General features: G+C 73.4%; 25 protein-coding genes. 13 read left to right on the top strand and 12 right to left on the bottom strand.

Annotation, left to right across the window (positions count from 1 at the left end):
* The gene (locus AC1RNL_RS00370; RefSeq protein WP_492934114.1) at positions 1-1,074 is read left to right on the top strand and encodes an ABC transporter ATP-binding protein; all 1,074 of its coding nucleotides are present in this window, start codon (positions 1-3) and stop codon (positions 1,072-1,074) included.
* Positions 1,075-1,181: 107 nt separating this feature from the next.
* On the top strand, positions 1,182-2,486 hold the full coding sequence (locus tag AC1RNL_RS00375) for a DUF4032 domain-containing protein (RefSeq protein WP_492934115.1): 1,305 nt from the start codon (positions 1,182-1,184) through the stop codon (positions 2,484-2,486).
* Positions 2,487-2,514: 28 nt separating this feature from the next.
* On the opposite strand, the gene rlmB is transcribed toward AC1RNL_RS00375, so the two are convergent.
* The 4 genes from rlmB to AC1RNL_RS00395 all read right to left on the bottom strand — a co-directional run bounded on the left by rlmB (position 2,515) and on the right by AC1RNL_RS00395 (position 6,800).
* Entirely contained in the window at positions 2,515-3,486 is a 972-nt protein-coding gene (gene rlmB, locus AC1RNL_RS00380) for a 23S rRNA (guanosine(2251)-2'-O)-methyltransferase RlmB (protein ID WP_146355478.1), read from the bottom strand.
* A complete protein-coding gene (cysS, locus tag AC1RNL_RS00385) occupies positions 3,483-4,892 on the bottom strand; it encodes a cysteine--tRNA ligase (protein WP_246990444.1) in 1,410 nt (469 codons plus the stop codon). Before cysS ends, rlmB begins: the two co-directional genes overlap by 4 nt.
* A gap of 106 nt (positions 4,893-4,998) precedes the next feature.
* A complete protein-coding gene (gene ispD / locus AC1RNL_RS00390) occupies positions 4,999-6,177 on the bottom strand; it encodes a 2-C-methyl-D-erythritol 4-phosphate cytidylyltransferase (protein WP_492934116.1) in 1,179 nt (392 codons plus the stop codon).
* Between the two features lie 134 nt (positions 6,178-6,311).
* A complete protein-coding gene (locus tag AC1RNL_RS00395; protein WP_128190352.1) occupies positions 6,312-6,800 on the bottom strand; it encodes a CarD family transcriptional regulator in 489 nt (162 codons plus the stop codon).
* A gap of 213 nt (positions 6,801-7,013) precedes the next feature.
* On the opposite strand from AC1RNL_RS00395, the gene AC1RNL_RS00400 reads away from it, so the two are divergent.
* The gene (locus AC1RNL_RS00400) at positions 7,014-7,478 is read left to right on the top strand and encodes a hypothetical protein (protein WP_310121841.1); all 465 of its coding nucleotides are present in this window, start codon (positions 7,014-7,016) and stop codon (positions 7,476-7,478) included.
* Between the two features lie 6 nt (positions 7,479-7,484).
* Here AC1RNL_RS00400 and AC1RNL_RS00405 read toward each other — a convergent pair whose 3' ends face one another.
* Positions 7,485-8,165 carry a response regulator gene (locus tag AC1RNL_RS00405; RefSeq protein ID WP_310121843.1) on the bottom strand — a complete coding sequence of 227 codons (681 nt, stop codon included), beginning with the start codon at positions 8,163-8,165 and terminating at the stop codon, positions 7,485-7,487.
* A complete protein-coding gene (locus AC1RNL_RS00410; protein WP_128190355.1) occupies positions 8,162-9,307 on the bottom strand; it encodes a sensor histidine kinase in 1,146 nt (381 codons plus the stop codon). The genes AC1RNL_RS00405 and AC1RNL_RS00410 overlap by 4 nt, the downstream gene beginning before the upstream one ends.
* Before the next feature lie 140 nt (positions 9,308-9,447).
* Between AC1RNL_RS00410 and phoU the strand changes: the two genes are divergently transcribed.
* Positions 9,448-10,149 (top strand): phosphate signaling complex protein PhoU, encoded by a 702-nt coding sequence (gene phoU / locus AC1RNL_RS00415; protein WP_310121846.1) that lies wholly within the window; start codon positions 9,448-9,450, stop codon positions 10,147-10,149.
* Between the two features lie 68 nt (positions 10,150-10,217).
* Here phoU and AC1RNL_RS00420 read toward each other — a convergent pair whose 3' ends face one another.
* On the bottom strand, positions 10,218-10,964 hold the full coding sequence (locus tag AC1RNL_RS00420; RefSeq protein ID WP_492934117.1) for a phosphoglyceromutase: 747 nt from the start codon (positions 10,962-10,964) through the stop codon (positions 10,218-10,220).
* Between the two features lie 174 nt (positions 10,965-11,138).
* Between AC1RNL_RS00420 and AC1RNL_RS00425 the strand changes: the two genes are divergently transcribed.
* The 3 genes from AC1RNL_RS00425 (at position 11,139) to AC1RNL_RS00435 (ending at position 12,913) form a co-directional block, all read left to right on the top strand.
* A complete protein-coding gene (locus AC1RNL_RS00425; protein ID WP_492934118.1) occupies positions 11,139-11,615 on the top strand; it encodes a hypothetical protein in 477 nt (158 codons plus the stop codon).
* A gap of 77 nt (positions 11,616-11,692) precedes the next feature.
* Positions 11,693-12,316: a DUF305 domain-containing protein gene (locus AC1RNL_RS00430; RefSeq protein WP_492934119.1), complete on the top strand. Its 624-nt coding sequence runs from the start codon at positions 11,693-11,695 to the stop codon at positions 12,314-12,316.
* Between the two features lie 99 nt (positions 12,317-12,415).
* Positions 12,416-12,913 carry a DUF305 domain-containing protein gene (locus tag AC1RNL_RS00435; RefSeq protein ID WP_492934120.1) on the top strand — a complete coding sequence of 166 codons (498 nt, stop codon included), beginning with the start codon at positions 12,416-12,418 and terminating at the stop codon, positions 12,911-12,913.
* A 25-nt stretch (positions 12,914-12,938) separates the two neighbouring features.
* On the opposite strand, the gene AC1RNL_RS00440 is transcribed toward AC1RNL_RS00435, so the two are convergent.
* Positions 12,939-13,778 carry a DUF3626 domain-containing protein gene (locus tag AC1RNL_RS00440; protein WP_492934121.1) on the bottom strand — a complete coding sequence of 280 codons (840 nt, stop codon included), beginning with the start codon at positions 13,776-13,778 and terminating at the stop codon, positions 12,939-12,941.
* Between the two features lie 40 nt (positions 13,779-13,818).
* Here AC1RNL_RS00440 and AC1RNL_RS00445 point away from each other — a divergent pair, with 40 nt between their 5' ends.
* Positions 13,819-14,658, top strand: coding sequence for a class I SAM-dependent methyltransferase (locus AC1RNL_RS00445; RefSeq protein WP_492934122.1), 840 nt, complete (start codon positions 13,819-13,821; stop codon positions 14,656-14,658).
* Positions 14,659-14,668: 10 nt separating this feature from the next.
* On the opposite strand, the gene ygfZ is transcribed toward AC1RNL_RS00445, so the two are convergent.
* Genes ygfZ through AC1RNL_RS00465 form a run of 4 tightly spaced genes read right to left on the bottom strand, consistent with a single transcriptional unit; the run spans position 14,669 to position 16,776 of the window.
* Entirely contained in the window at positions 14,669-15,736 is a 1,068-nt protein-coding gene (gene ygfZ, locus AC1RNL_RS00450) for a CAF17-like 4Fe-4S cluster assembly/insertion protein YgfZ (RefSeq protein ID WP_492934123.1), read from the bottom strand.
* Positions 15,733-16,353, bottom strand: a complete 621-nt coding sequence (locus AC1RNL_RS00455; protein ID WP_364195346.1) for a heme-binding beta-barrel domain-containing protein — start codon at positions 16,351-16,353, stop codon at positions 15,733-15,735. The genes ygfZ and AC1RNL_RS00455 overlap by 4 nt, the downstream gene beginning before the upstream one ends.
* Before the next feature lie 3 nt (positions 16,354-16,356).
* Positions 16,357-16,479, bottom strand: coding sequence for a hypothetical protein (locus tag AC1RNL_RS00460; protein ID WP_263970107.1), 123 nt, complete (start codon positions 16,477-16,479; stop codon positions 16,357-16,359).
* A gap of 36 nt (positions 16,480-16,515) precedes the next feature.
* Complete coding sequence (locus tag AC1RNL_RS00465) at positions 16,516-16,776, bottom strand: hypothetical protein (RefSeq protein WP_128190066.1); 261 nt, start codon at positions 16,774-16,776, stop codon at positions 16,516-16,518.
* A 79-nt stretch (positions 16,777-16,855) separates the two neighbouring features.
* Between AC1RNL_RS00465 and AC1RNL_RS00470 the strand changes: the two genes are divergently transcribed.
* The 5 genes from AC1RNL_RS00470 to AC1RNL_RS00490 all read left to right on the top strand — a co-directional run bounded on the left by AC1RNL_RS00470 (position 16,856) and on the right by AC1RNL_RS00490 (position 21,980).
* Positions 16,856-17,497, top strand: a complete 642-nt coding sequence (locus AC1RNL_RS00470) for a winged helix-turn-helix domain-containing protein (protein ID WP_146355498.1) — start codon at positions 16,856-16,858, stop codon at positions 17,495-17,497.
* Positions 17,494-18,297 (top strand): mycothiol synthase, encoded by an 804-nt coding sequence (gene mshD / locus AC1RNL_RS00475; protein WP_492934124.1) that lies wholly within the window; start codon positions 17,494-17,496, stop codon positions 18,295-18,297. Before AC1RNL_RS00470 ends, mshD begins: the two co-directional genes overlap by 4 nt.
* Positions 18,298-18,309: 12 nt before the next feature.
* Positions 18,310-20,568 (top strand): RNA degradosome polyphosphate kinase, encoded by a 2,259-nt coding sequence (locus AC1RNL_RS00480; protein ID WP_492934125.1) that lies wholly within the window; start codon positions 18,310-18,312, stop codon positions 20,566-20,568.
* On the top strand, positions 20,565-21,512 hold the full coding sequence (locus tag AC1RNL_RS00485) for an NUDIX hydrolase (protein ID WP_492934126.1): 948 nt from the start codon (positions 20,565-20,567) through the stop codon (positions 21,510-21,512). The genes AC1RNL_RS00480 and AC1RNL_RS00485 overlap by 4 nt, the downstream gene beginning before the upstream one ends.
* Positions 21,513-21,632: 120 nt before the next feature.
* Positions 21,633-21,980 (top strand): GIY-YIG nuclease family protein, encoded by a 348-nt coding sequence (locus AC1RNL_RS00490; RefSeq protein WP_492934127.1) that lies wholly within the window; start codon positions 21,633-21,635, stop codon positions 21,978-21,980.
* Positions 21,981-22,196 lie beyond the last annotated feature (216 nt).

Consider the following 22,196-nt stretch of genomic DNA (forward strand, 5'->3'; position numbering starts at 1 on the left):
ATGGCGTCTGTGACGTTCGACAACGCAACCCGGCTCTATCCGGGGAGCACCAAGCCCGCGGTCGACTCGATCGACCTGGAGATCGCCGACGGCGAGTTCCTCGTCCTGGTCGGCCCCTCCGGCTGCGGCAAGTCCACCACCCTCCGCATGCTCGCGGGCCTCGAGGAGGTCAACGACGGCCGGATCATGATCGGCGACCGCGACGTCACCGACATGCCGCCGAAGGACCGCGACATCGCGATGGTCTTCCAGAACTACGCGCTGTACCCGCACATGACGGTGGCCGAGAACATGGGCTTCGCGCTCAAGATCGCGGGCGTCGCCAAGGAGGAGCGCGCGAAGCGCGTCGAGGAGGCGGCGAAGCTGCTCGACCTCGAGCCCTACCTCGGCCGCAAGCCGAAGGCGCTCTCGGGCGGCCAGCGCCAGCGCGTCGCCATGGGCCGCGCGATCGTGCGCCAGCCGCAGGTGTTCCTCATGGACGAGCCGCTGTCGAACCTCGACGCCAAGCTGCGCGTGCAGACGCGCACGCAGATCGCGTCGCTGCAGCGCCGCCTCGGCGTCACGACCGTCTACGTCACGCACGACCAGACCGAGGCGCTCACGATGGGCGACCGCATCGCGGTGCTGAAGGACGGCATCCTGCAGCAGGTCGGCACGCCGCGCGACCTCTACGCGAACCCGGCGAACGTCTTCGTCGCCGGCTTCATCGGCAGCCCGGCCATGAACCTCATGTCGCTGCAGATGAGCGACCAGGGCGTGCACTTCGGCCAGCACCTCACCACCATCGAGCGCGAGCGGCTCGCGAAGGCGAAGGACGGCGTCATCGTGGGCGTCCGCCCCGAGGACGTCTCGGTCTCCGAGCAGGGCGACGGCCTGCCGGTCGAGGTCGACCTCGTCGAGGAGCTCGGCGCCGACGGCTACCTGTACGGCCACGCCGACGTCGAGGGCAAGCGCGTCGACATCGTCGCGCGCGTCGACGGCCGCAACCACGCGACCGCAGGCGACACCGTCTACATCACGCCCGACCCCGAGCACCTGCACGTGTTCGACAAGGAGTCGGGCACGCGCCTCTGAGCGCGCACCGAGCGACGGGCCCCGGCATCGCGCCGGGGCCCGTCGCCGCGTCCGCGGGCGCCGGGGTCGCCCCTGGGCGGATGCGCGGGCGGGCCTACGATGGCCGCATGCGCTCCGACATGCGGATCACCTCCTCGGTGATGGACGCGACGCTGCTCGACCTGCCCTGGGATCTGCCGCTCGACGAGTGGACCGAGGACGACGTCGTGCAGCTGCCCAAGGGCATCTCGCGCCACCTCGTGCGCTTCGCGCGGCTGAACGGCCGGGTCGTCGCCATCAAGGAGACGACCGAGGAGATGGCGTCGCGGGAGTACGCGATGCTCCGCACCCTGCAGCGCCTCGACGTGCCGTGCGTCGAGCCGCTCGCGGTGATCGCGGGGCGCTCGGACGCCGACGGCGAGCCGTTGAACGCCGCGCTCGTGACCCGGCACCTGCGCTTCTCGCTCCCCTACCGCGCGCTCTACTCCTCCTCGATGCAGCCGTCGACCGCGCAGCGCCTCGTCGACGCCCTCGCGGGCCTGCTCGTGCGGCTGCACCTCGTGGGCTTCTACTGGGGCGACGTGTCACTGTCGAACACACTGTTCCGCCGCGACGCGGGCGCCTTCGCCGCCTACCTCGTCGACGCCGAGACCGGCACCCTCGAGCGCGACGGCCTCTCGGACGGCCGCCGCGAGGACGACCTCGAGGTCGCGCGCGTCAACATCGCGGGCGAGCTGCTCGACCTCGCCGCCGGCGAGCGCCTCGACCCCTCGATCGACCCCGTCGCCGTCGCCGGCTCCATCGTCGAGCAGTACCGCTCGCTCTGGCACGAGCTCACCACCGAGCAGGTGATCCCCGCCTCGGAGCGCTGGCGCATCCGCGACCGCATCGAGCGCCTGAACCTGCTGGGCTTCGACATCGAGGAGCTCTCGATCAGCACGGGCGACGGCGGCACGACCGTGCGCATCCAGCCCAAGGTCGTCGACCCCGGCCACCACCACCGGCGGCTGCAGTCGCTCACGGGCATCGACGCGCAGGAGAACCAGGCGCGCCGGCTGCTCAACGACCTCGACGAGTACGTCGCGGTGCAGCACGACCAGCGCCCGAACGTCGGCGACGAGGCGCTCGCCAACGAGTGGTTCGAGCAGGTCTTCGCGCCGATCGTCGAGTCGGTGCCGCTCGAGCTGCGCGGCAAGCTCGAGGGCCCCGAGGTGTTCCACCACGTGCTCGAGCACCGCTGGTACCTGTCGGAGCAGCGGCAGTGCGAGGTGCCGCTCGTCGAGGCGGCCGCGAGCTACATCGAGACGCAGCTCGCGTACCTGCGCGACGAGGCGGCGCTGCTCAACGTGCCGACGACGATGACGATGCCGATCGTCACCCTGCAGGACCTGCAGGACGACGAGGACGACGGCGACTGGCGCGACAAGGTGTGACGCCCGGCGCTGCGCCGAGCGCGGCGGCTCAGCGCTCGGAGCGGCGCTTCGCGACCTCGTAGAGCGTGACGGATGCGGCGATGCCGGCGTTGAGCGACTCGGTCATCGACTCGATGGGGATCGAGACGATCGCGTCGCACGTCTCGGCGACGAGGCGCGACAGCCCCTTGCCCTCGCTGCCCACGACGATGACGAGCGGCCCGTTGGCGAGCTCGAGCTCGTGGAGCGCCACGTCGCCGTCGCCGTCGAGGCCGATGACGAAGCAGCCCTGCGACTTCAGCTCCTTGAGCGAGGCGGTGAGGTTCGACGCCATCGCGACCGGCACGCGCGCGGCGGCGCCGGCGCTCGTCTTCCAGGCGCTCGCGGTGACGCCCACCGAGCGGCGCTGCGGCACGATGACGCCCTGCGCGCCGAACGCGGCGGCCGAGCGGATGATCGCGCCGAGGTTGCGCGGGTCGGTGACGCCGTCGAGCGCGACGAAGAGCGGCGTCTGGCCGCGGTCGACGACCTGCTCGAGCAGGTCGATCGGGTGCGCGTACTGGTACGGCGGCACCTTGAGCGCGACGCCCTGGTGCACGGTGTCGTGGCCCGAGATGCGGTCGAGCTCGGGGCGCATCACCTCGAGGATGGGCACGCCGCGCTTCGTCGCGATCGAGAGGATCTCCTTCACGCGGTCGTCCATCTCGAGGCGCGCGGCCAGGATGAGCGACGTCGCCGGGATCTTCGTGCGCAGCGCCTCGAGCACCGCGTTGCGGCCGGTCACGAGCTCGGAGTCGTCCTTGGCCGACGTGGGCTTGCGGTGCCGCGGCGGCTGCGACGGGCGGCCCTTCGACGAGGCGGCCTCGTAGCGCTCGCGCGCGGCCTTGCGCTTGCCGGCGACGTGCCAGGAGCGGTCCTCGGCCTTCGGCGTGGGGCCCTTGCCCTCGAGGGCCTTGCGGCCGTGGCCGCCGGTGCCCTTGAGGGGGCCCTTCTTGCGCGGCGTGCGCTGCGGCTTGCTCATGCGATGCTCCAGGTGGTCGTGTGCTTGCCGTCCTCGACGAGGATGCCGGCGGCCGCGAGCGCGTCGCGGATGCGGTCGGAGGCGGCGAAGTCGCGCGCCTCGCGGGCCGAGCGGCGCTCCGCCAGGAGCGTCTCGACGAGGCTCGCGAGCGCGCCCGCCTCGGCCGACTGCCCAGAATGCCACACCTCGTCGCCCGGGTCGAGCCCCAGCACCCGCAGCATCGCGAGCACCTGGCCCGCTCGCTCGAGGGCCGCCCGGTCGTCGCCGGCGTCGAGGGCGATGTTCGCGGCGCGCGCCGTGTCGTGCAGCACCGCCACCGCCTGCGGGGTCGAGAGGTCGTCGTCCATGGCCGCGCCGAACGCATCCGGCACCGCCTCGTCGGGCAGCGCGCCGATGCGCGCGGCGCGGTCGAGCATCGCCTCGATGCGGCCGAACGCCGTCTCGGCCTCGGCGAGCGAGCCGCCCTCGAGGCTCCCGTCGGCGGTGCGCAGGTCGATCGTCGAGCGGTAGTGCGGCGCGACGAGGAAGTAGCGCGCGACGATCGGGCGCACGGCGCGCAGCAGGTCGGCGGCGAAGATCGAGTTGCCGAGCGACTTCGACATCTTCTCGCCGTCGACGTTGACGAGCCCGTTGTGGCTCCACACGCTCGCGAAGCCGAGCCCCGCCGCGGTCGACTGGGCGAGCTCGTTCTCGTGGTGCGGGAACCGCAGGTCGAGGCCGCCGCCGTGGATGTCGAACGCGTCGCCCAGGTAGCGGCGCGCCATCGCCGAGCACTCGATGTGCCAGCCGGGCCGGCCGCGGCCCCACGGCGACGCCCACGACGCCGACTCGGGCTCGTCCTCCTTCTGCGCCTTCCAGAGCGCGAAGTCGCGCGGGTCGCGCTTGCCGCGCGGATCGGCGTCGGCGGCCGGCTCCATCTTCTCGACCGACTGGCGGGTGAGCGCGCCGTACGCCTCCCACGAGCGCACGTCGAAGTAGACGTCGGCCGAGCCGTCGAGCGCCGGGTAGGCGTGGCCGCGCTCGATGAGCAGCGCGATGAGCGCGTGCATCTCGGGCACGGATGCGGTGGCGCGCGGCTCGTAGGTCGGCGCGAGCACGCCGACGGCCCGGTAGGCCGCCGAGAACTCGAGCTCGACGCGGTACGCGAGCGCCCACCACGGCTCGTCGACGGCGTTCACGAGCACCTTGTCGTCGATGTCGGTGACGTTGCGCACGAACGCGACGCGCAGCCCGCGGTGCTCGAGCCAGCGGCGCCACACGTCGTAGGCGACGGCGCTGCGCACGTGGCCGATGTGCGGCGACGACTGCACCGTCGGGCCGCAGACGTACATCGACACCCGGCCCGGCTGCAGCGGCTGCAGGTCGACGACGGCCTGCTGGCGGGAGTCGTAGATGCGCACGGTCACGGGCCCAAGGCTACTGCGCCGGGCTACGGCGACCCGTTCCACCGGGAACGACCCGGTGCACCGGGTCGGCGCGGGTCGAGGGGGTCGGACGCGCGGCGGCGGCGTATCAGGACCTGTGGATGAGCGCGGTCGCGATGGCCTGGACGCCCTCGCCGCGCCCGAGGGCGCCGAGCCCGTCGGTGGTGGTGCCGCTGACGCTCACCGGCGCGCCCACCATCGCCGAGAGCACCCGCTGGGCCTCGTCGCGCCGGCTGCCGATGCGCGGGCGCACGCCGAGCACCTGCACCGCCACGTTCGTCGGCCGCCAGCCGTGCTCGGCGAGCAGCGCGACCGCGGCGCCGACGAAGACCTCGCCGCGCGCGCCCGCGTAGCGGGGGTCATCGACACCCACGAGTCCGCCGATGTCGCCCAGGCCCGCCGCCCCCAGCAGCGCGTCGACGATCGCGTGGCAGACGACGTCGCCGTCGGAGTGGCCCGCGAGGCTCTGCCCCTCCCATGCGATGCCCGCCAGCATGAGCGGCCCGTCCCCGCCGAACGCGTGCACGTCGACCCCGATGCCCGTGCGCAGCTCCTGCACGGCGCTCCCCTCCGGCGCGAGCAGCGCCTCCGCCCGGTCGGCGTCCACCGCCGTGGTGATCTTGAACGCGAGCTCATCGCCGTGCACCGAGACCACCTCGGCGCCGAGCATCTGCACGAGCTGCGCGTCGTCGGTCGCGCCCGCGCGCAGCTCGCCGGCCTCCGAGTACGCGCGCCGCAGCAGCGCCGCATCGAAGCCCTGCGGCGTCTGCATCGCTCGCAGACCCGAGCGGTCGACGATCGAGCCGAGCGACTCGACGGCGTCGTCGCCGCCGGAGCGCGCCGAGCCGTCGACGGCTCGCACGGTGTCGATGACCGGCAGCACCGGCACGACGGCGGAGGCGCCGGCCTCGAGCGCGCCGAGCACGCGCGAGAACGGCGTGGCAGGCGTGAGCGCGCGCGCCGCGTCGTGCACGAGCACGAAGCGGGCATCCCCGGCAGCCTCCAGGCCCGCCGCGACGGAGTCGGCGCGCGTCGCGCCGCCCGCCACCACCGACGCGACCACCCCCGCGCGCTCGGCGATCGCCGACGCATCCGACTCGAATCCGCCCGGGACGACCACGACGATGCGGGCGGGCACCCAGTCGAGGCCGCGCAGCGCGTGCTCGAGGATGGTCGCGCCCGCGACCTCGGCGAAGGCCTTCGGCACGCCGCGGCCGAGGCGCGTGCCGCTGCCGGCGGCGACGACGATGAGGGCGGTGTCGGTCACCCGGTCAGCCTAGGGCGCGCGGGGCGGCTCGGTCTCGAGACGGCGACCCTGCGGGACGCCTCCTCGACCGCCGGAGGGCACAGCAGAAGAGGCGCCCTGCCTTGGGGACAGGGCGCCTCGGTCTGCGGTGCGGCTCAGCTCGCGGGGGCGAGGGCCTCGTCGAGGCGCGACGCAGCCGCGTCCTCATCGGTGTGCTCGGCGAGCGCCAGCTCGGACACGAGGATCTGGCGCGCCTTCGCGAGCATGCGCTTCTCGCCCGCCGACAGGCCGCGGTCCTGGTCGCGGCGCGACAGGTCGCGCACGACCTCGCTCACCTTGATCACGTCGCCCGAGGCGAGCTTCTCGACGTTCGCCTTGTAGCGGCGGGCCCAGTTGGTCGGCTCCTCGGTGAAGTCGGCGCGCAGCACCTCGAACACGCGGCCGAGGCCCTCCTCGCCGATCACGTCGCGCACGCCCACCATGTCGACGTTCTGCGCGGGGACCTCGATCGTCAGCCCGCCCTGTGCGACGTTGAGCTTGAGGTAGGTCGTCTCGACGCCCTTGATCTTGCGGACCTTGACCTCGGTGATCGTCGCGGCGCCGTGGTGGGGGTAGACGACCGTCTCTCCGACCTCAAAGTTCATCGAATGCTCCTCGTCATAGCCAGAACCTTGATTTTATCACAGCGTGTCGCTCGCGAGCGCGTACCCGAGGGTGGTTGGATCGCGCTCCGCGCTGGCTCCTGGCCCGCGTCGACCGGTCGCCCCGACGCCCGTCGCGGCGGGCGGCGTACTAGAGTGAAGCCCGACCGGCGGCGCATCCGAAGCAGCGCTGCCGGCCTCGTCGAAAGGGTCCCCGTGCGTCACCGCTCCCTCGCCGCAGCAGCCGCAGCCGTCGTCGTCGCGCTCGCCGCGACCGGCTGCAACATCCTCACGCCGCAGGCGACGACGATCCAGTACGACGCTTCCGACGGCATCTCGGGCCAGACCGGCACGGTCGAGTTCCACAACGCCATGCTCATCGGCGAGCCCGAGGGCGACGCGCTCAACCTCGCCGTCACCTTCACCAACGACGGCGAGGCCACCTTCGTCGAGGTGCGCGTCGACGACGAGGCGCAGCAGGTGCGCATCCCGAGCGGCGTCACCACCTACGGCTTCCCGGAGCAGCAGCTCGTCTTCGAGGCGGGCGGCGACATCGAGTTCGGCGCGCAGCGGAACGTCTCGTTCCAGGCCGACGGCGCCGAGCCTGCGGGCGTGGGCGTGCAGGTCTTCTCGACCGAGTTCCCCGACTACGCCGACTTCGCGCCCGTCGCGGGCGAGTGAGGCGGGCTACCGCTCGAAGCGGTAGCCGAGCCCCCGCAGCGTGACCACGCGGGTCGGGTTCGAGGGGTCGTCCTCGATCTTCGCCCGCAGCCGCTTGATGTGCACGTCGAGCGTCTTCGTGTCGCCGAAGTAGTCGCTCCCCCACACCCGGTCGATGAGCTGGCCGCGCGTCAGCACGCGCCCGGCGTTGCGCATCAGGTACTCGAGCAGCTCGAACTCGCGCAGCGGCATCGCCACCTCGGCGCCGCCGACGGTGACGGTGTGGCTGTCGGCGTCGAGGCGCACGGGGCCGACCTCGACCACCGAGTCGTCGTCCTCCTCCTCGGCCGCGCGGCGGCGGAGCACGGCACGGATGCGCGCGACGAGCTCGCGGGACGAGTACGGCTTCGTCACGTAGTCGTCGGCCCCCAGCTCGAGCCCCACGATCGTGTCGACCTCGCTGTCCTTCGCGGTGACCATGATGATCGGCACCTGCGAGGTGCGGCGGATGTGCCGGCACACCTCGGTGCCGCTGCGACCGGGGAGCATCAGGTCGAGGAGGATGAGGTCGGCGCCGTCCTGCTCGTACATCTGCACCGCGCGGTCGCCGTCGTCGGCGTGCGCCGTCTCGTAGCCCTCGAGCTCGAGCAGGTACGACAGGGGCTCGGCGAGCGCGTGCTCGTCCTCGACGATCAGGATGCGCGTCATGCAGTCTCCTTCGCGGGGGCGCCGGCGACCGGCAGCCGCAGGGTGAAGGTCGAGCCCTGACCGGGGCGCGACCAGAGCGTGATCTCGCCGCCGTGGCTGGCGGCGACGTGCTTCACGATACTGAGGCCGAGGCCGGTGCCGCCGGTCACCCGGCTGCGCGCGGGGTCGACGCGGTAGAACCGCTCGAAGACCCGCTCCTGCTCCTCCGGCGCGATGCCGACGCCCTTGTCGGTCACCGCGATCTCGACGATGCCGTCGGCGACGCGCACGCCGACGCCGACGTGCGTCGCCTCGGGCGAGTACTGCACGGCGTTCGCGACGAGGTTCTGCACGGCCATCGTGACGAGCTCCTCCGAGCCCAGCACCTCCGCCTCGTCGAGCACCCGCGGGATGATGCGCATCCGCTTCGCCGCCGCCTGCACCTTGTTGCGGTCGATCGCGACGTCGACGATGCGGCTGATCGAGACGCGCTCCGCGTGCGCGAGGGGGTCGGCGGCCTCGATGCGCGACAGGTCGATGAGCTCCTTCGACATGCGCGCGAGCCGGTCGGCCTCGAGCTGCATGCGGCCGGCGAAGGCGCGCACGCGGGCGGGATCCTCGGCGGCCGCCTCGATCGCCTCGGCGAGCACCGCGACGGCGCCGATGGGGGTCTTCAGCTCGTGGCTGATGTTGGCGACGAAGTCGCGCCGCACGCCCGCGAGCCGCAGCTCCTCGGTGCGGTCGGCGGCGAGCACGAGCATGAAGCGGTTGCCGAGCGGCGCGACGCGCACGCGCAGGTGCATCTCGGTGCCCGTGCCGATGCGGCCGCGGCGGTGCACGAGGTCGAGCACCTCGGCCTCGCCGGTGCGCCACACGCGCCGCACCGCGGCGAGGATCTCGGGCGAGCGCAGCGCGCGCCCGTCGACGAGGTCGAGCGCGACGGCGCCCGGGGAGGAGAGGATGACCTGGCTCGAGCCGTCCATGACGATGCCCGCCGACTCGAGCACGTGCACCATCGCGGCGATGCCGTCGGGCACCGGCTCGCTCGCGATCGCCATCACCCGGCGGCCGCGCTGCGCGGCCACGCCGAGCAGATGCACCGAGGCCGCTCCGATCGCGAAGCCCAGCAGGAGCGCGAGGAGCACGTACCAGGAGGCGTCCACCCCGCCAGCGTAGTGGCGCGCGATGTACCCCCCTGGGGTTCAGACTGCGGACACCCCCCGGTAATCTGGCGACGAAACACTCGGTGTCCGACCATGCCCGTGCTGCGACGCAGTGGGCGGCACAGCAAGGAGCAGGAGCAATGCGCGACGTCTTCCAGCAGGAGCTCGCCGAGGTGCAGGACCGCCTCGTCGACATCGCCAACCACGTCATCGTCTCGATCGAGGCGGCGGTGCGGGCGTTCGGCGACTCGAACGTGCAGCTCGCCGAGCAGGTGATCGCCGCCGACCCGCTCATCGACGACAAGGCGTCCGCCCTCGACGAGCTCGCGATCGACATCATCGCCCGCCAGTCGCCGGTCGCCCGCGACCTGCGCATCGTGGTCTCGGCGCTGCGCATCTCGGCGTCGCTCGAGCGCATGGGCGACCTCGCCCGGCACATCGCGATGCTCGCGCGCTACCGCTTCCCGATGCAGGTGGTGCCCGAGTCGCTGCAGCCGACCTTCGCCGAGATGGGCGCGAGCGACATCGAGATCGCCAAGCTGCTGCGCGACCTGCTCGCGACCCAGGACCTCTCGATCGCCGAGCGCATCGAGGCCTCGGACGAGCACGTCGACCAGCTGCACCGCGACGTCTTCTCGCACGTGCTCGGCACCGAGTGGCAGGGCGCAGCGCACACGACCGTCGACGCGACGCTCGCGAGCCGCTACCACGAGCGCTTCGCCGACCACGCGGTCGGCATCGCCAAGAAGGTCAAGTACCTCGCGACCGGCGACTGGGTGGGCGACGAGGATGCGCACGCGGCGCTGTCGCCGGAGCCGGTGCAGCCCGCCGACCTCGGCTGAGCCGCCCCGCACGACGAGAGGGCCCCGCGATCGCGGGGCCCTCTTCGCGTGCTCGCGTCAGCGCGAGGTCAGTGCTTGCCCTGGCTCGCCACGGCGGCGGCACCAGCGGCGGCGGCCTCCGGGTCGAGGTACTCCCCCGGCCCGAGCGGCATGTTGTCGTCGCCGAGGCGGTAGACGAGCGGGATGCCGGTGGGGATGTTGAGGGCCGCGATGTCGTCGTCGGAGATGCCGTCGAGGTGCTTCACGAGCGCGCGCAGCGAGTTGCCGTGCGCGGTGACGAGCACGGTGCGGCCCGCGTCGAGGTCCTTCGTGATCGTCGACTCCCAGTAGGGCAGGAAGCGCTCGATGACGTCCTTCAGGCACTCCGTCTTCGGCACCTCCCCGTCGATGTCGGCGTAGCGCGGGTCGTCGGCCTGCGAGTACGGGTTGTCGTCGGCGATGGGCGGCGGCGGGGTGTCGAACGAGCGGCGCCAGAGCATGAACTGCTCCTCGCCGTACTGCTCGAGCGTCTCGGCCTTGTCCTTGCCCTGCAGGTCGCCGTAGTGGCGCTCGTTGAGCCGCCACGAGCGGTGCACGGGGATCCAGTCGCGCTCGGCCGCGTCGAGCGCGATGTTGGCGGTCTTGATCGCGCGGGTGAGCAGCGACGTGTAGAGCACGTCGGGCAGCACGCCGTGCTCGCGCAGCAGCTCGCCGCCGCGCTTCGCCTCCGCCTCGCCCTTCGGCGTCAGCGGCACGTCGACCCAACCGGTGAACTGGTTGCTCTCGTTCCACGTCGACTGGCCGTGGCGGAGCAGGATGAGGGTGCGCTCGGTCATGCCGCCAGCCTAGCCCGCGAGCGCGTGCCGGAGCCGGGTGCGGCCGCTGGGGCGGCTGCGCCCGAGCGGGGCCGGCGCGCCCGCCCCCGTCGGGCGCAGCGGCCCCCGTCGGCGGCGGCGCCTGGGGCCCGGCTGCGCGGCCGGGGTAGCATCGACGCCGACGGAGGGGACGCGATGGAAGCGCTGCGCAGGCTCGCTCCGCGAGGGCCGCTGGCCCCGCGGCGGCTGCTGCTCGCGCTGCTCGCCGTCACCGCGATCCTCGTGGGGCTGCTCGCGATGCACACGCTCTCCGGCGGCGGGCACGCCGCCCACGAGGCGGGCATCGCGCAGGCCGCCGCCCCCGACGGGCACGCCGCACCCGCTGCGGCCGCCGCCCACGGCGACCACGCCGGGCACGCGATGCCGGCCGCAGCGCCGGCCGAGCCGGCCGGGCTGCTCGCCGCCCTCGACTGCAGCGACGACGGGTGCGAGGGCCTCGCCGCGATGGCCGCGGGCTGCGTGCTCGCGCTGCTCGCGCTCGTCCTCGTCGTGCGGCCCTCCGTCGCGGCGACGCTCCTGCGGCTCCCCCGCGGCGTCCTCGCCGAGCGCGCGCCGCCGCGGCGCCCGGTGCCCGCCCTCACCCTCGTCGAGCTCTCGATCAGTCGGACCTGATGGCGCCCGCGCGCGCTGCGGCATCGCCGCGGCGCGCACCGAGCCCACCGCATCCGATCGACCGAGAGAGAACCCCGATGAAGACGACCACTCGCGCGCTGCTGCTCAGCGCGCTCACGACCGCGCTCGTGCTGACCGGCTGCAGCAGCAGCCCCGACGCCGAGCCCGCCTCGACCCCCACCGCCGCCGAGACCGCGCCCGCCGCCACGAGCGGGGCGGATGCGTCGGAGGGCAACCAGCACGACGTGACGTTCCTCGAGAACATGATCCCCCACCACCAGCAGGCCATCGACATGAGCGAGATCGTGCTCGCGAAGGACGACGTCGACGAGCGCGTCGCCGACCTGGCGGAGCGGATCCGGGCCGCGCAGCAGCCCGAGATCGAGGAGATGACCGCCCTGCTCGAGGAGTGGGGCTACGAGGTGGACGCCTCCGGCGGCCACGGCGGCCACGGCATGGGCACCGGCGGCGGCATGATGATGTCCGAGGACGACATGGAGGCGCTCGAGGCCGCCGACGGCGCCGAGGCGTCGCGCCTGTTCCTCGAGCAGATGATCGTGCACCACGAGGGCGCGATCATGATGGCCGAGGCGCAGCTGAGCATGGGTCGCGCCGACGCCGTGGGCGAGCTCGCCCAGCGCATGCTCGACGACCAGACCGCCGAGATCGCCGAGATGCGGCAGCTGCTCACCGAGCTGTGACCCAGGGCGGGGGCGGCCTCCGAGCCGTCCCCGCACGCCGCGCGACTCCCGCGCACGACGAACCGAACCGTCCACCGCCGATCCCTCGAGGAGGACCGCATGTCCCACCATCACGACCAGTCCCGCCACGGCGCATCCGGCCACGGCAGCCCCGCCCGCATGTACGTGAAGTTCGGCATCATGCTCCTGCTGAGCCTCGGGCTCATGTGGGTGCTCTCGATGTCGATGGTGCGCGAGCCGGGCCACTTCATCCTGAACCTCAGCAACTTCTACATGGCGCTCATCATGGTGGCCGCGATGGGCATCCTGATGCTCGTCGGCATGTGGTCGATGTTCCGCAGCACGAAGGCCAACGTCGCGCTGCTCATCGGCTTCGCGGCGCTGCTCGTCGGGGCGTTCGCGCTCGGCCGCAGCGAGGCCTTCGTCGGCGACCGCGCCTTCCTGGAGTCGATGATCCCCCACCACTCGCGGGCGATCCTCGTCTGCCAGGAGGCCGACCTCAGCGACCCCGAGGTCGTCGCCCTGTGCGACAGCATCGTCGAGGCGCAGCGGGAGGAGATCGCGCAGATGCAGGGCATCCTCGACCGGCTGGAGTGACGCGAGGCGCGTCGGCACGCTGTCGCTAGGCGGGTGCCGAGCCCGCCGGCCGGCCGAAGCGGGCAATGAGGTGCCAGACGCGCTTGAGCGCCTGCGGGTCGTGCTCGCCGCGCGCCGCCGCGTCGCCGAGCGTGCGGGCGACGAGCGCTCCGCCGTCCGCGAGCTCGAGCGCGAGGCCGAGCGTGTCCATCCCGCGGTACGCCTCCAGCGACTCGAGCCGGTCGACCTCGAGCACGAGGCCGGCGTGCCATGCGACGGGCACCGCGAGCCGCGCCGCCTCCGCCTCGACCGCGGTGCCGCGGTACGACGGGTCGAGCACGAGCCGCGCCGCATCGCGCGCGACGACGAGGCCGCCGTGCAGGTGCGCCTCCACGTAGTCGTCCAGCGGGTCGGCCGCCGTCGCATCCGCCATCGCCAGGAGGTCGCCCGCCCGCGCCGGCGTGCCGAAGCGCTCCGGCTCGAGCACGCTGTCGGGCCAGCAGAGCGTGACGCGGTCCCACGCCTCAGGGCGGACCTCGAGCCAGCTCGAGCCGAAGCGGATGGCGCCGCCGGTGGCGCCGCGGCGGTGCTCGACGGCTCCGTACACGGGGCGCTCCTCGGGACCGGCGTCGTCGTAGGCGCCGCCGAACATGCGCGACTCCCAGCGCCAGCGGTCGCCGCCGGGATGGGCCGTCAGCCCGCCGTTCGAGATGCCGGTGACGAACTGGGAGCGGTAGGCGCCGCCGGCCGCGAGGCGCTCGATCACCGAGCGCCCGCCGAGGAGCCGGTCCGGGTGGAAGTGCACGGTGATGCGAGCGTCATCGGGGAGCGGCCCGCCGACCGAGCGAGCCGCGACGTGCGCGATCGCGCGCCGCCACGCATCCATGCGGCAACCCTAGCGCGGCCGCGCACGGGAGGATGGAGGCGTGGCGAAGCCGACTGGGCGCATCACGCGCGGCACGACCGGGGTGAACCGGCTGCGCCGCGTCGACCGCTGGATCGCCGCGCAGCCGGCCGCGCGCGTGCCCGGCTGCCTCGTCGTCGACCTCGGCTACGGGGCGAGCGCCACCACGAGCCTCGAGCTGCACGAGCGGCTCGCGCGCGGCAACCCGACCCTCGAGGTGCTGGGGCTCGAGATCGACCCGGAGCGCGTCGCCCTCGCGACCGCCGAGCTCGCCGCGGCCCGCGAGGCGGGCCCGACGCGGTACGGCCGCGCGATCGCGGCGGACGCGCGGGTGTCGTTCGCGCTCGGCGGCTTCGAGGTGCCCGCGCCGCGGCCGCCGCACGTGATCCGCGCGATGAACGTGCTGCGGCAGTACGACGAGCACGAGGTCGCCGGCCACTGGGCGACGATGCTCCGGCGGCTCGCGCCGGGCGGGCTGCTCGTCGAGGGCACCTCGAACGAGGTCGGCCGGGTGTGCTCCTGGGTGGCGCTCGACGCCGCCGGCCCCCGCTCGCTCACGATCGCGCTCAAGGTCGACGAGCTCGGCTCCGACGCGATGGAGGCGCCGTCGGTGGTCGCCGAGCGGCTGCCGAAGGCGCTCATCCACCGCAACGTGCCGGGCGAGCGCGTGCACGCGCTGCTCGCCGAGCTCGACCGCGCGTGGGCGTCGCATGCGCCGCTCGCCGACTTCGGCGCGGTGCAGCGCTGGCAGGCGACGGTGCGGCGGATGCGCGACACCGGCTGGCCGGTGCTCGGCACGGCGGCGAGGTGGCGGCTCGGCGAGCTGACGGTCGCGTGGGAGGCGGTCGCGCCGCGAGCGTGAGCCGCGCGCGCTACGCCGGCGGCGCCGGCCGGCGCACCGCGCCGAGCCGCGGCAGGCGCGGCGGCCGGTGCGCGTGGCCCGCCGTCGGCGGCACGAGCACCTGCTGGGCGGCGGCGACGAGCACGCCGTCGGCCGTGCGCACCGCGAGGTCCTCGTCGGCGGGCGCGCCGCGCTTGACCACCGCGAGGGCGATCGGGCCGAGCTCGTCGTGCATCGCGGCCGAGGTGACCGTGCCGACCTCTGCGGCATCCTCGCCCGGCCGCACCACCGCATCCCCCGCCGCCACCGGCGCGTTCTCGGAGCCGTCGAGGTGCAGCAGCACCACGCGGCGCGGCGGGGCGCCGAGGTTGTGCACCTTCGCGACCGTCTCCTGCCCGCGGTAGCAGCCCTTCTGCAGGTGCACCGCGGTCGTGAGCCAGTCGAGCTCGTGCGGGATCGACCGCTCGTCGACCTCGGCGAGCGCCGGGCGGCCGGCGGCGATGCGCAGCGCGTCGGCGGCGAGCGTGCCGACGAAGCGCGCCGGGTCGAGCGCGGCGGCCTCGTCGGGTGCGAGGATCGCCTCCGACCAGCGCCACGGCTCCCCCGTCGGCTCGCCGTAGCGCACGCCGCCGGGCGCGACCTCGGGCCAGCCGTCGATCCAGGCGAGGTCGGCGGCCGGCTCGCCCGCGGTGCCGACGACCACGACCTCGGGCCGGTCGATCTCGACCTGCTTGAAGAAGCGCATCCGCGTCAGCCACGCCTCGAGCGCGTCGCCGGTGCCGGCGTCGACGAGGATCCAGAGCTCGTCGCCCGTCCACCGCAGCCGCAGCGCGTGCTCGATGCGCCCCTCGGGCGAGAGCACGAGCGTCTCGGCCGAGTCGCCCGGCGCGAGCGCCGTGAGCGCCTGGCTCGTGATCGAGTCGAGCCACGGGAGCGTGTCGGGGCCGCTCATGCGCAGCACGTCGCGCGGCAGCAGCACGAGCGCGCCCTGCCGCAGCCGGCGCTGCTCGGCCATCGGGTTGCCGACGTGCAGCGGCAGTCCCGAGGCCTCGTCGAGCACGGCGCCCGGGATCGCGGCGGTGAGCGCGGCGGCGCTCATCGGCCCTCGTTCGCCTCGCTCGGCGTGACCCGGGCGAGCCTCGCCGAGGCGTGGCTCTCGAGCCCCTGGCCGAGCGCCGCGAGATCCCACGCCCACAGCAGGTGCTGGTCGACGAGGCCGAGCATGCGGGTGGAGGCGGTGTGCTCCTTCGCGCCCGCGCCGCGCAGCACCGCGTCGGTCGCGAGGTCGATGCGCGGGCCGTCGATCGTGCCGAGGTAGAGCTCGGCGACGCCGGCCGGATGCGCGATGAGGGCCTGCAGGTCGAAGGCGCCGTCGGGGCGGCGCAGGGCCTCGACCGCCTCGGCGGAGTCGTAGGCCGGGGCGCCCTCGGGCGGCAGCATGCCGGGGCCGGCGTCGGCGTCGGCCGCGGGCCGGGCGAGCCGCCAGAAGCCCGTCTCGGCCGCGAGCGGCGTCAGCTGGTCGTCGAGGATCCAGGCGTACGCCTCGTACGCGAGGTAGGGGTGGCCGTGGTGGGCGAACGAGACGCGCTGCCCGAACTCGCGCTCGACGGTGCGGTCGCCGACCGGGAAGGAGAGCACGCCCGTGCCCTCCCAGCTGCCGATCAGCCACTGCAGCGGGCCGAGCTCCGCCGGGAGCGTGGGATCGAGCTCGAGCACCGGCTAGCGCTGGCCCTTGAAGAGGTTGCGGATCACGACGAACGAGACGCCGAGGATCGCGACCATCGCAAGGCCGAGCAGACCGAGGAAGAAGATCTCGAGGGCGACGACGGGGATTCCTGCCATGCGTCGATCCTAGCCCTCCCCCGGCGGCCGCCCGGCCTACAGCGCCGTGAGCGGCACCAGGATCGCGCTCGCGAGCGCCAGCACCACGACCGAGCCGAAGACGGCCGCCGCGAGCCGGTCGACGAGGCCCGGCACCGTCGGTCCGCCGAGCTGGATCGCGAACGCGGTGAGCGTGCACACGCCCAGCACGATCGGCAGCCAGACGATGCCGTCGTCGGGCTGCAGCAGTGCCACGAGCACGGCGCCCACGGCAGCGAGCAGCCACACCGGCCACACGCTCGCCCATCGCCACGTCATGCCGCTCATTGTGTCGCAGGTCGGGCGGCGGCGCAGGCCGCACGCGGCGCTGGGTAGGATCGTGCTGGCAGGAGGCTGGATGGCGCACGTCGTGATCTTCACCCGCCGCGACCAGGGCGTGCTGCCGAGCATCGAGCTCCTCGAGCATCGCGTCACCACGCTCCCTGGCACCGCGGCCGCCGTCGCGCACGCCCCCGACGCCGACCTCACCATCGTCGACGGCGCGGTCGAGCTGGCCGCCGCGAAGGCGATCTGCCGCCTCCTCGACGGCGACTCGACGCCCGTGCTGCTCGTGCTGTCGGAGGGCGGCTTCACGGCCGTCACCGCCGACTGGGGCGTCGACGACATCGTGCTCGACTCCGCCGGTCCCGCCGAGCTCGAGGCGCGCATCCGCCTCGCCTCCTCGCGCCGCCACAAGGCCGGCCCCATCGTCACGAGCGGGCTCTCGATCGACGAGGCCAGCTACCAGGCGAAGGTCGACGGCAAGCCGATCGACCTCACCTACAAGGAGTTCGAGCTGCTGCGGTTCCTCGCCTCGCACCCGGCGCGCGTCTTCACCCGCGAGCAGCTGCTGAGCGAGGTGTGGGGCTACGACTACTTCGGCGGCACCCGCACCGTCGACGTGCACGTGCGGCGGCTGCGCGCGAAGCTCGGCGACCTCGAGAGCGTCATCGGCACCGTGCGCGGCGTCGGCTACCGGTTCGAGCTGGTGGACGAGTGATCGTCGAGGCGCGGTCCCTCGCCGACGCGTGCGCGGCGCACGACGGCAGCCGGCCGTTCAACGACCAGGCGCTCGTCGAGCTCGAGCGCGGCGAGCGGCGCGTGATCGGCGAGGCCGGCGCGCTCGCGGTCGTGAGCGACGCCGAGCGCGAGGTCGAGCTCGCCGTCGCGCCCGAGCTGCGCCGCCGAGGCCTCGGCCGTGCGCTCGCCGAGCGGGTCGCCGCCGAGCTCGACGGCTTCGACGCGTGGGCGCACGGCGACCTGCCCGGCGCGCGCGCCATCGCCGAGCGGCTCGGGATGACGCAGGTGCGCACGCTCCTGCAGCTGCGCGCGCCCGTGCCGGCCGGGGCCGACCGCCTGCCCGACGGGGTGCGGCCCTTCGAGCCCGCCGACGCATCCGCCCTCCTCGCGCTCAACGCCGCCGCCTTCGCCGACCACCCCGAGCAGGGCCGCATGTCGGCCGACGACCTCGCCGCGCGCATGGCCGAGCCGTGGCACGACGACGCGAACCTCGTCGTCGCGCCCGGCGAGCAGGGCCTCGACGCGTTCGCGTGGGTCAAGCCCGACGGCGACGTCGCCGAGCTGTACGTGCTCGGCGTCTCGCCCGCGCGCCAGGGCGCGGGGCTCGGGGCGCGGATGCTCGAGGCCGCGTTCGCGCGCATGCGGGCGATGGGGGCCGGCACCGCCCACCTCTACGTCGAGGGCGAGAACGCCGCGGCCCTCGCGCTCTACCGCCGGGCCGGCTTCGACCAGTGGGCCATCGACGTGCGCTGGCACCGCGCGGCGTTCACCCAGCGTTGACACAATGGCGGCATGACTGACGTCACCGCCCCCGGCTCGGCCCCCGCGACCGACGAGCCGCCCCTCGAGCGCCGCACCCGCTCGCTCGAGGAGGAGCAGAGCTTCCACGACGCCAACGAGGCCGACTTCGACGACTACGACGACGAGTCGAGCTGGTCGGCCGAGATGCAGGGCACGCCCACCGACGACGGGCTGCCCGCCGACCGCTTCCTCGACCGCGAGCTGTCATGGCTCGCCTTCAACGAGCGCGTGCTCGAGCTGGGCGAGGACCCGCGCGTGCCGCTGCTCGAGCGCGCCAACTTCCTGGCGATCTTCGCCTCCAACCTCGACGAGTTCTTCATGGTGCGGGTCGCGGGGCTGAAGCGCCGCATCACGACCGGTCTCGCCGTGCCCACGAACGTCGGCATCGCCCCGCACGAGCTGCTCGACCAGATCGTGCACCGCGCGCACGAGCTGCAGCAGCGGCACGCGCGCGCGGCGCAGCAGTCGTTCGCGCCGGAGCTCGAGGCGGCTGGCGTCAGCATCGTCACGTGGGGGCAGCTGAGCGACGTCGAGCGCGAGGCCATGTCGGCGCGCTTCGAGGCCGAGATCTTCCCCGTCCTCATGCCCCTCGCGGTCGACCCGGCGCATCCGTTCCCCTACATCTCGGGGCTCTCGCTCAACCTCGCGGTGCGCGTCCGCGTGCCCGACGAGGAGGAGGAGCAGTTCGCGCGCCTCAAGGTGCCCGCGGTGCTGCCCCGCTTCGTCGAGCTGTCGCGCGGCGGCGACGGCTCGCAGCGCTTCCTGCCGCTCGAGGAGCTCATCGCCAACAACCTCGACGAGGTCTTCTCGGGCATGGAGATCGTCGAGCACCACGTCTTCCGCGTCACCCGCAACGAGGACGTCACGATCGACGAGGACGACACCGAGAACCTCATCAAGGCGCTCGAGCACGAGCTCTCGCGCCGCAAGTTCGGCCCGCCCATCCGCCTCGAGGTCGCCGAGGACATGGACGACGACACGCTCGACCTGCTCGTCGACGAGCTGGGCATCACCGACCGCGAGGTGTACCGGCTGCCCGGGCTGCTCGACCTCAGCGGCCTGTTCCAGCTCGCCGGCATCGACCGGCCAGACCTGCACTACACGAAGCGCGTGCCCGTCACCGCGCCCTCGTTCCTGCCCGGCGAGCAGGACGACCAGCCCGACCTCTTCCAGGCGATCACGCGCAAGGACGTGCTCGTGCACCACCCGTACGAGTCGTTCGCGACGAGCGTGCAGGCGCTGCTCGAGCAGGCGGCCGACGACCCCGACGTGCTCGCGATCAAGCAGACGCTCTACCGCACCTCCGGCGACTCCCCCGTCGTCGCGGCGCTCATCCGCGCGGCCGCCGCCGGCAAGCAGGTGCTCGCGCTCGTCGAGGTGAAGGCGCGCTTCGACGAGCAGGCCAACATCCGCTGGGCGCGCCAGCTCGAGCGCGCCGGCGTGCACGTCGTCTACGGCATCGTCGGGCTCAAGACGCACTGCAAGCTCATGATGATCGTGCGGCGCGAGAACGGCCGGCTGCGGCACTACTGCCACATCGGCACCGGCAACTACAACCCGAAGACGAGCCGCATCTACGAGGACTTCGGGCTCTTCACCGACAACGACCAGGTCGGCCGCGACATCACGCGGCTGTTCAACGAGCTCTCGGGCTACGCGAAGGAGAAGTCGTTCCAGCGGCTGCTCGTCGCGCCCCGGCACCTGCGGAAGGGACTGCTGCAGCGCATCGAGCGCGAGACCGCCGCCGCCACCGCGGGCCGCACCGCGCGCATCCGCCTCAAGCTCAACTCCATCGTCGACGAGCAGGTCATCGACGCGCTCTACCGCGCGAGCCGCGCGGGCGTCGAGGTGCAGATCTGGGTGCGCGGCATCTGCTCGATCAAGCCCGGCGTGCCGGGGCTGAGCGAGAACATCACCGTCCGCTCGATCGTCGGCCGCTACCTCGAGCACTCGCGCGTGTTCGCGTTCTGGAACGACGGCAGCGAGGAGGTCTTCATCGGCTCGGCCGACATGATGCACCGCAACCTCGACCGCCGCGTCGAGACACTCATCCAGCTCACCTCGAGCGAGCACATGCGCGACATCTCGCAGCACTTCGACAAGGCGATGTCGCCCCAGACCGCCGCGTGGATCGCCGAGTCGGACGGCACGTGGACGCGCCGCTTCTACACCGAGGACGGCGCCCCGCTCGACGACCTGCACCGCGACCGCATGATCCAGATCCAGCGCCGGAAGCGGACGAACCGGTGACCGACGTGCCCGCGACGCCGGTGCTCGCCGCCGGCGCCGTGCTCTGGCGGCGCGTCGACGGCGAGGTGCTCGTGCTGCTCGTCGAGCGCACGCAGCACCGCGACCACTCGCTGCCGAAGGGCAAGCTCGACCCGGGCGAGACGCTGCCCGAGTGCGCGGCGCGCGAGATGGAGGAGGAGACCGGCCTCGCGATCGTGCTCGGCGCGCCGCTCGGCCACAGCGAGTACCGGCTGCCCGACGGCCGCGACAAGGTCGTCTACTACTGGCAGGCGGCCGTCGACGAGGCGACCGTCGCGGCGTCGGCGTTCGCGCCGAACGACGAGATCCTCGAGCTCGAGTGGCTGCCGATCGCCGACGCGAAGGCGCGCTGCAGCTACCAGCACGACGTCGCGATCATCGAGCGGTTCGAGGAGCGCCTCGAGCGCGGCCACGAGCGCACGTTCCCGATCGTCGCGCTGCGGCACGCGAAGGCGGCGAGCCCGTTCTCCTGGGAGGGGGCGGATGCGTCGCGCACGCTCACGGAGCGGGGCGAGCGGCAGTCGCGGTCGATCGCGCCCGGCATCGCCGCCTTCGGCCCGGAGCGCATCGTCACCTCCGACGCCGTGCGCTGCCGGCAGACCGTCGAGCCGCTCGCGGCGCTCACGGGGCTCGAGCCCAAGGCGACGGCCGACATCAGCCAGGAGTCGCCCGTCGACCCGCGCGATGCGCTCGCGCGGCGCATCGGCAAGGCGGTGCGCAAGCGGCGCGGCACGGTGCTCTGCTCGCACGCGCCGATCATCCCCGAGATCGTGACCGCGGTCGTGCACGCGACGGATGCGCTGGAGTCGGAGCGCACGCACCGCGCGTCGATGCTGCACACGGCCGAGTTCACCGTGCTGCACGTGAGCGCCGGCGACGAGCCCGCGCTCGTGGCGCTCGAGACGCACTGCTCCCCCGAGCGCTGACCCCCGCTCGTCGAGTAGGCGCCGCAGGCGCCGTATCGAGACGAACCGGAACCGCACTTTCTCCACAGCCCCGACGCATCCGCACCCCCGCGCCACCGCCAGAGCCGCACGATGACCCGCATGCCCTGGGTCTACATCCTCCGCTGCAGCGACGGCTCCACCTACGTCGGCAGCACCTGGGACGTCGAGCGCCGCCTCGACCAGCACCAGCGCGGTGAGGGTGCTGCGTACACGAAGCGGCGACGCCCGGTCGAGCTGGTGTTCGCGCACTTCGACGACTCCATCGCAGCGTGCTTCGCGCTCGAGAAGCAGCTGCAGGGCTGGAGCAGGGCCAAGCGCGAGGCGCTGATCCGGGGCGACTTCGCAGCGATCTCCGCGGGCGCGAAGAAGCGCGACTGGGAGGGCTACCGCGAGCGCCGGCGGGCGGGAGGGCGGGCGGAGGGGCCGCCTCCTCCGCGCGTCGAGTAGGCGCCGCACCCTCCGCTCGTCGAGTAGGCGCCGCAGGCGCCGTCCCCACCCCGCTCGTCGAGTAGGCGCCGCAGGCGCCGTATCGAGACGAACCCGCGCCGGTCTCGATACGGCCGCTTCGCGGCCTACTCGACCAACGGGGCGGGGGGTCTCGATACGGCCGCTGCGCGGCCTACTCGACCAACGGAGGGTGGTGGTCTCGATACGGCCGCTGCG

The sequence above is a fragment of the Agrococcus sp. GW821-FHT14H11 genome (genome assembly GCF_058803545.1).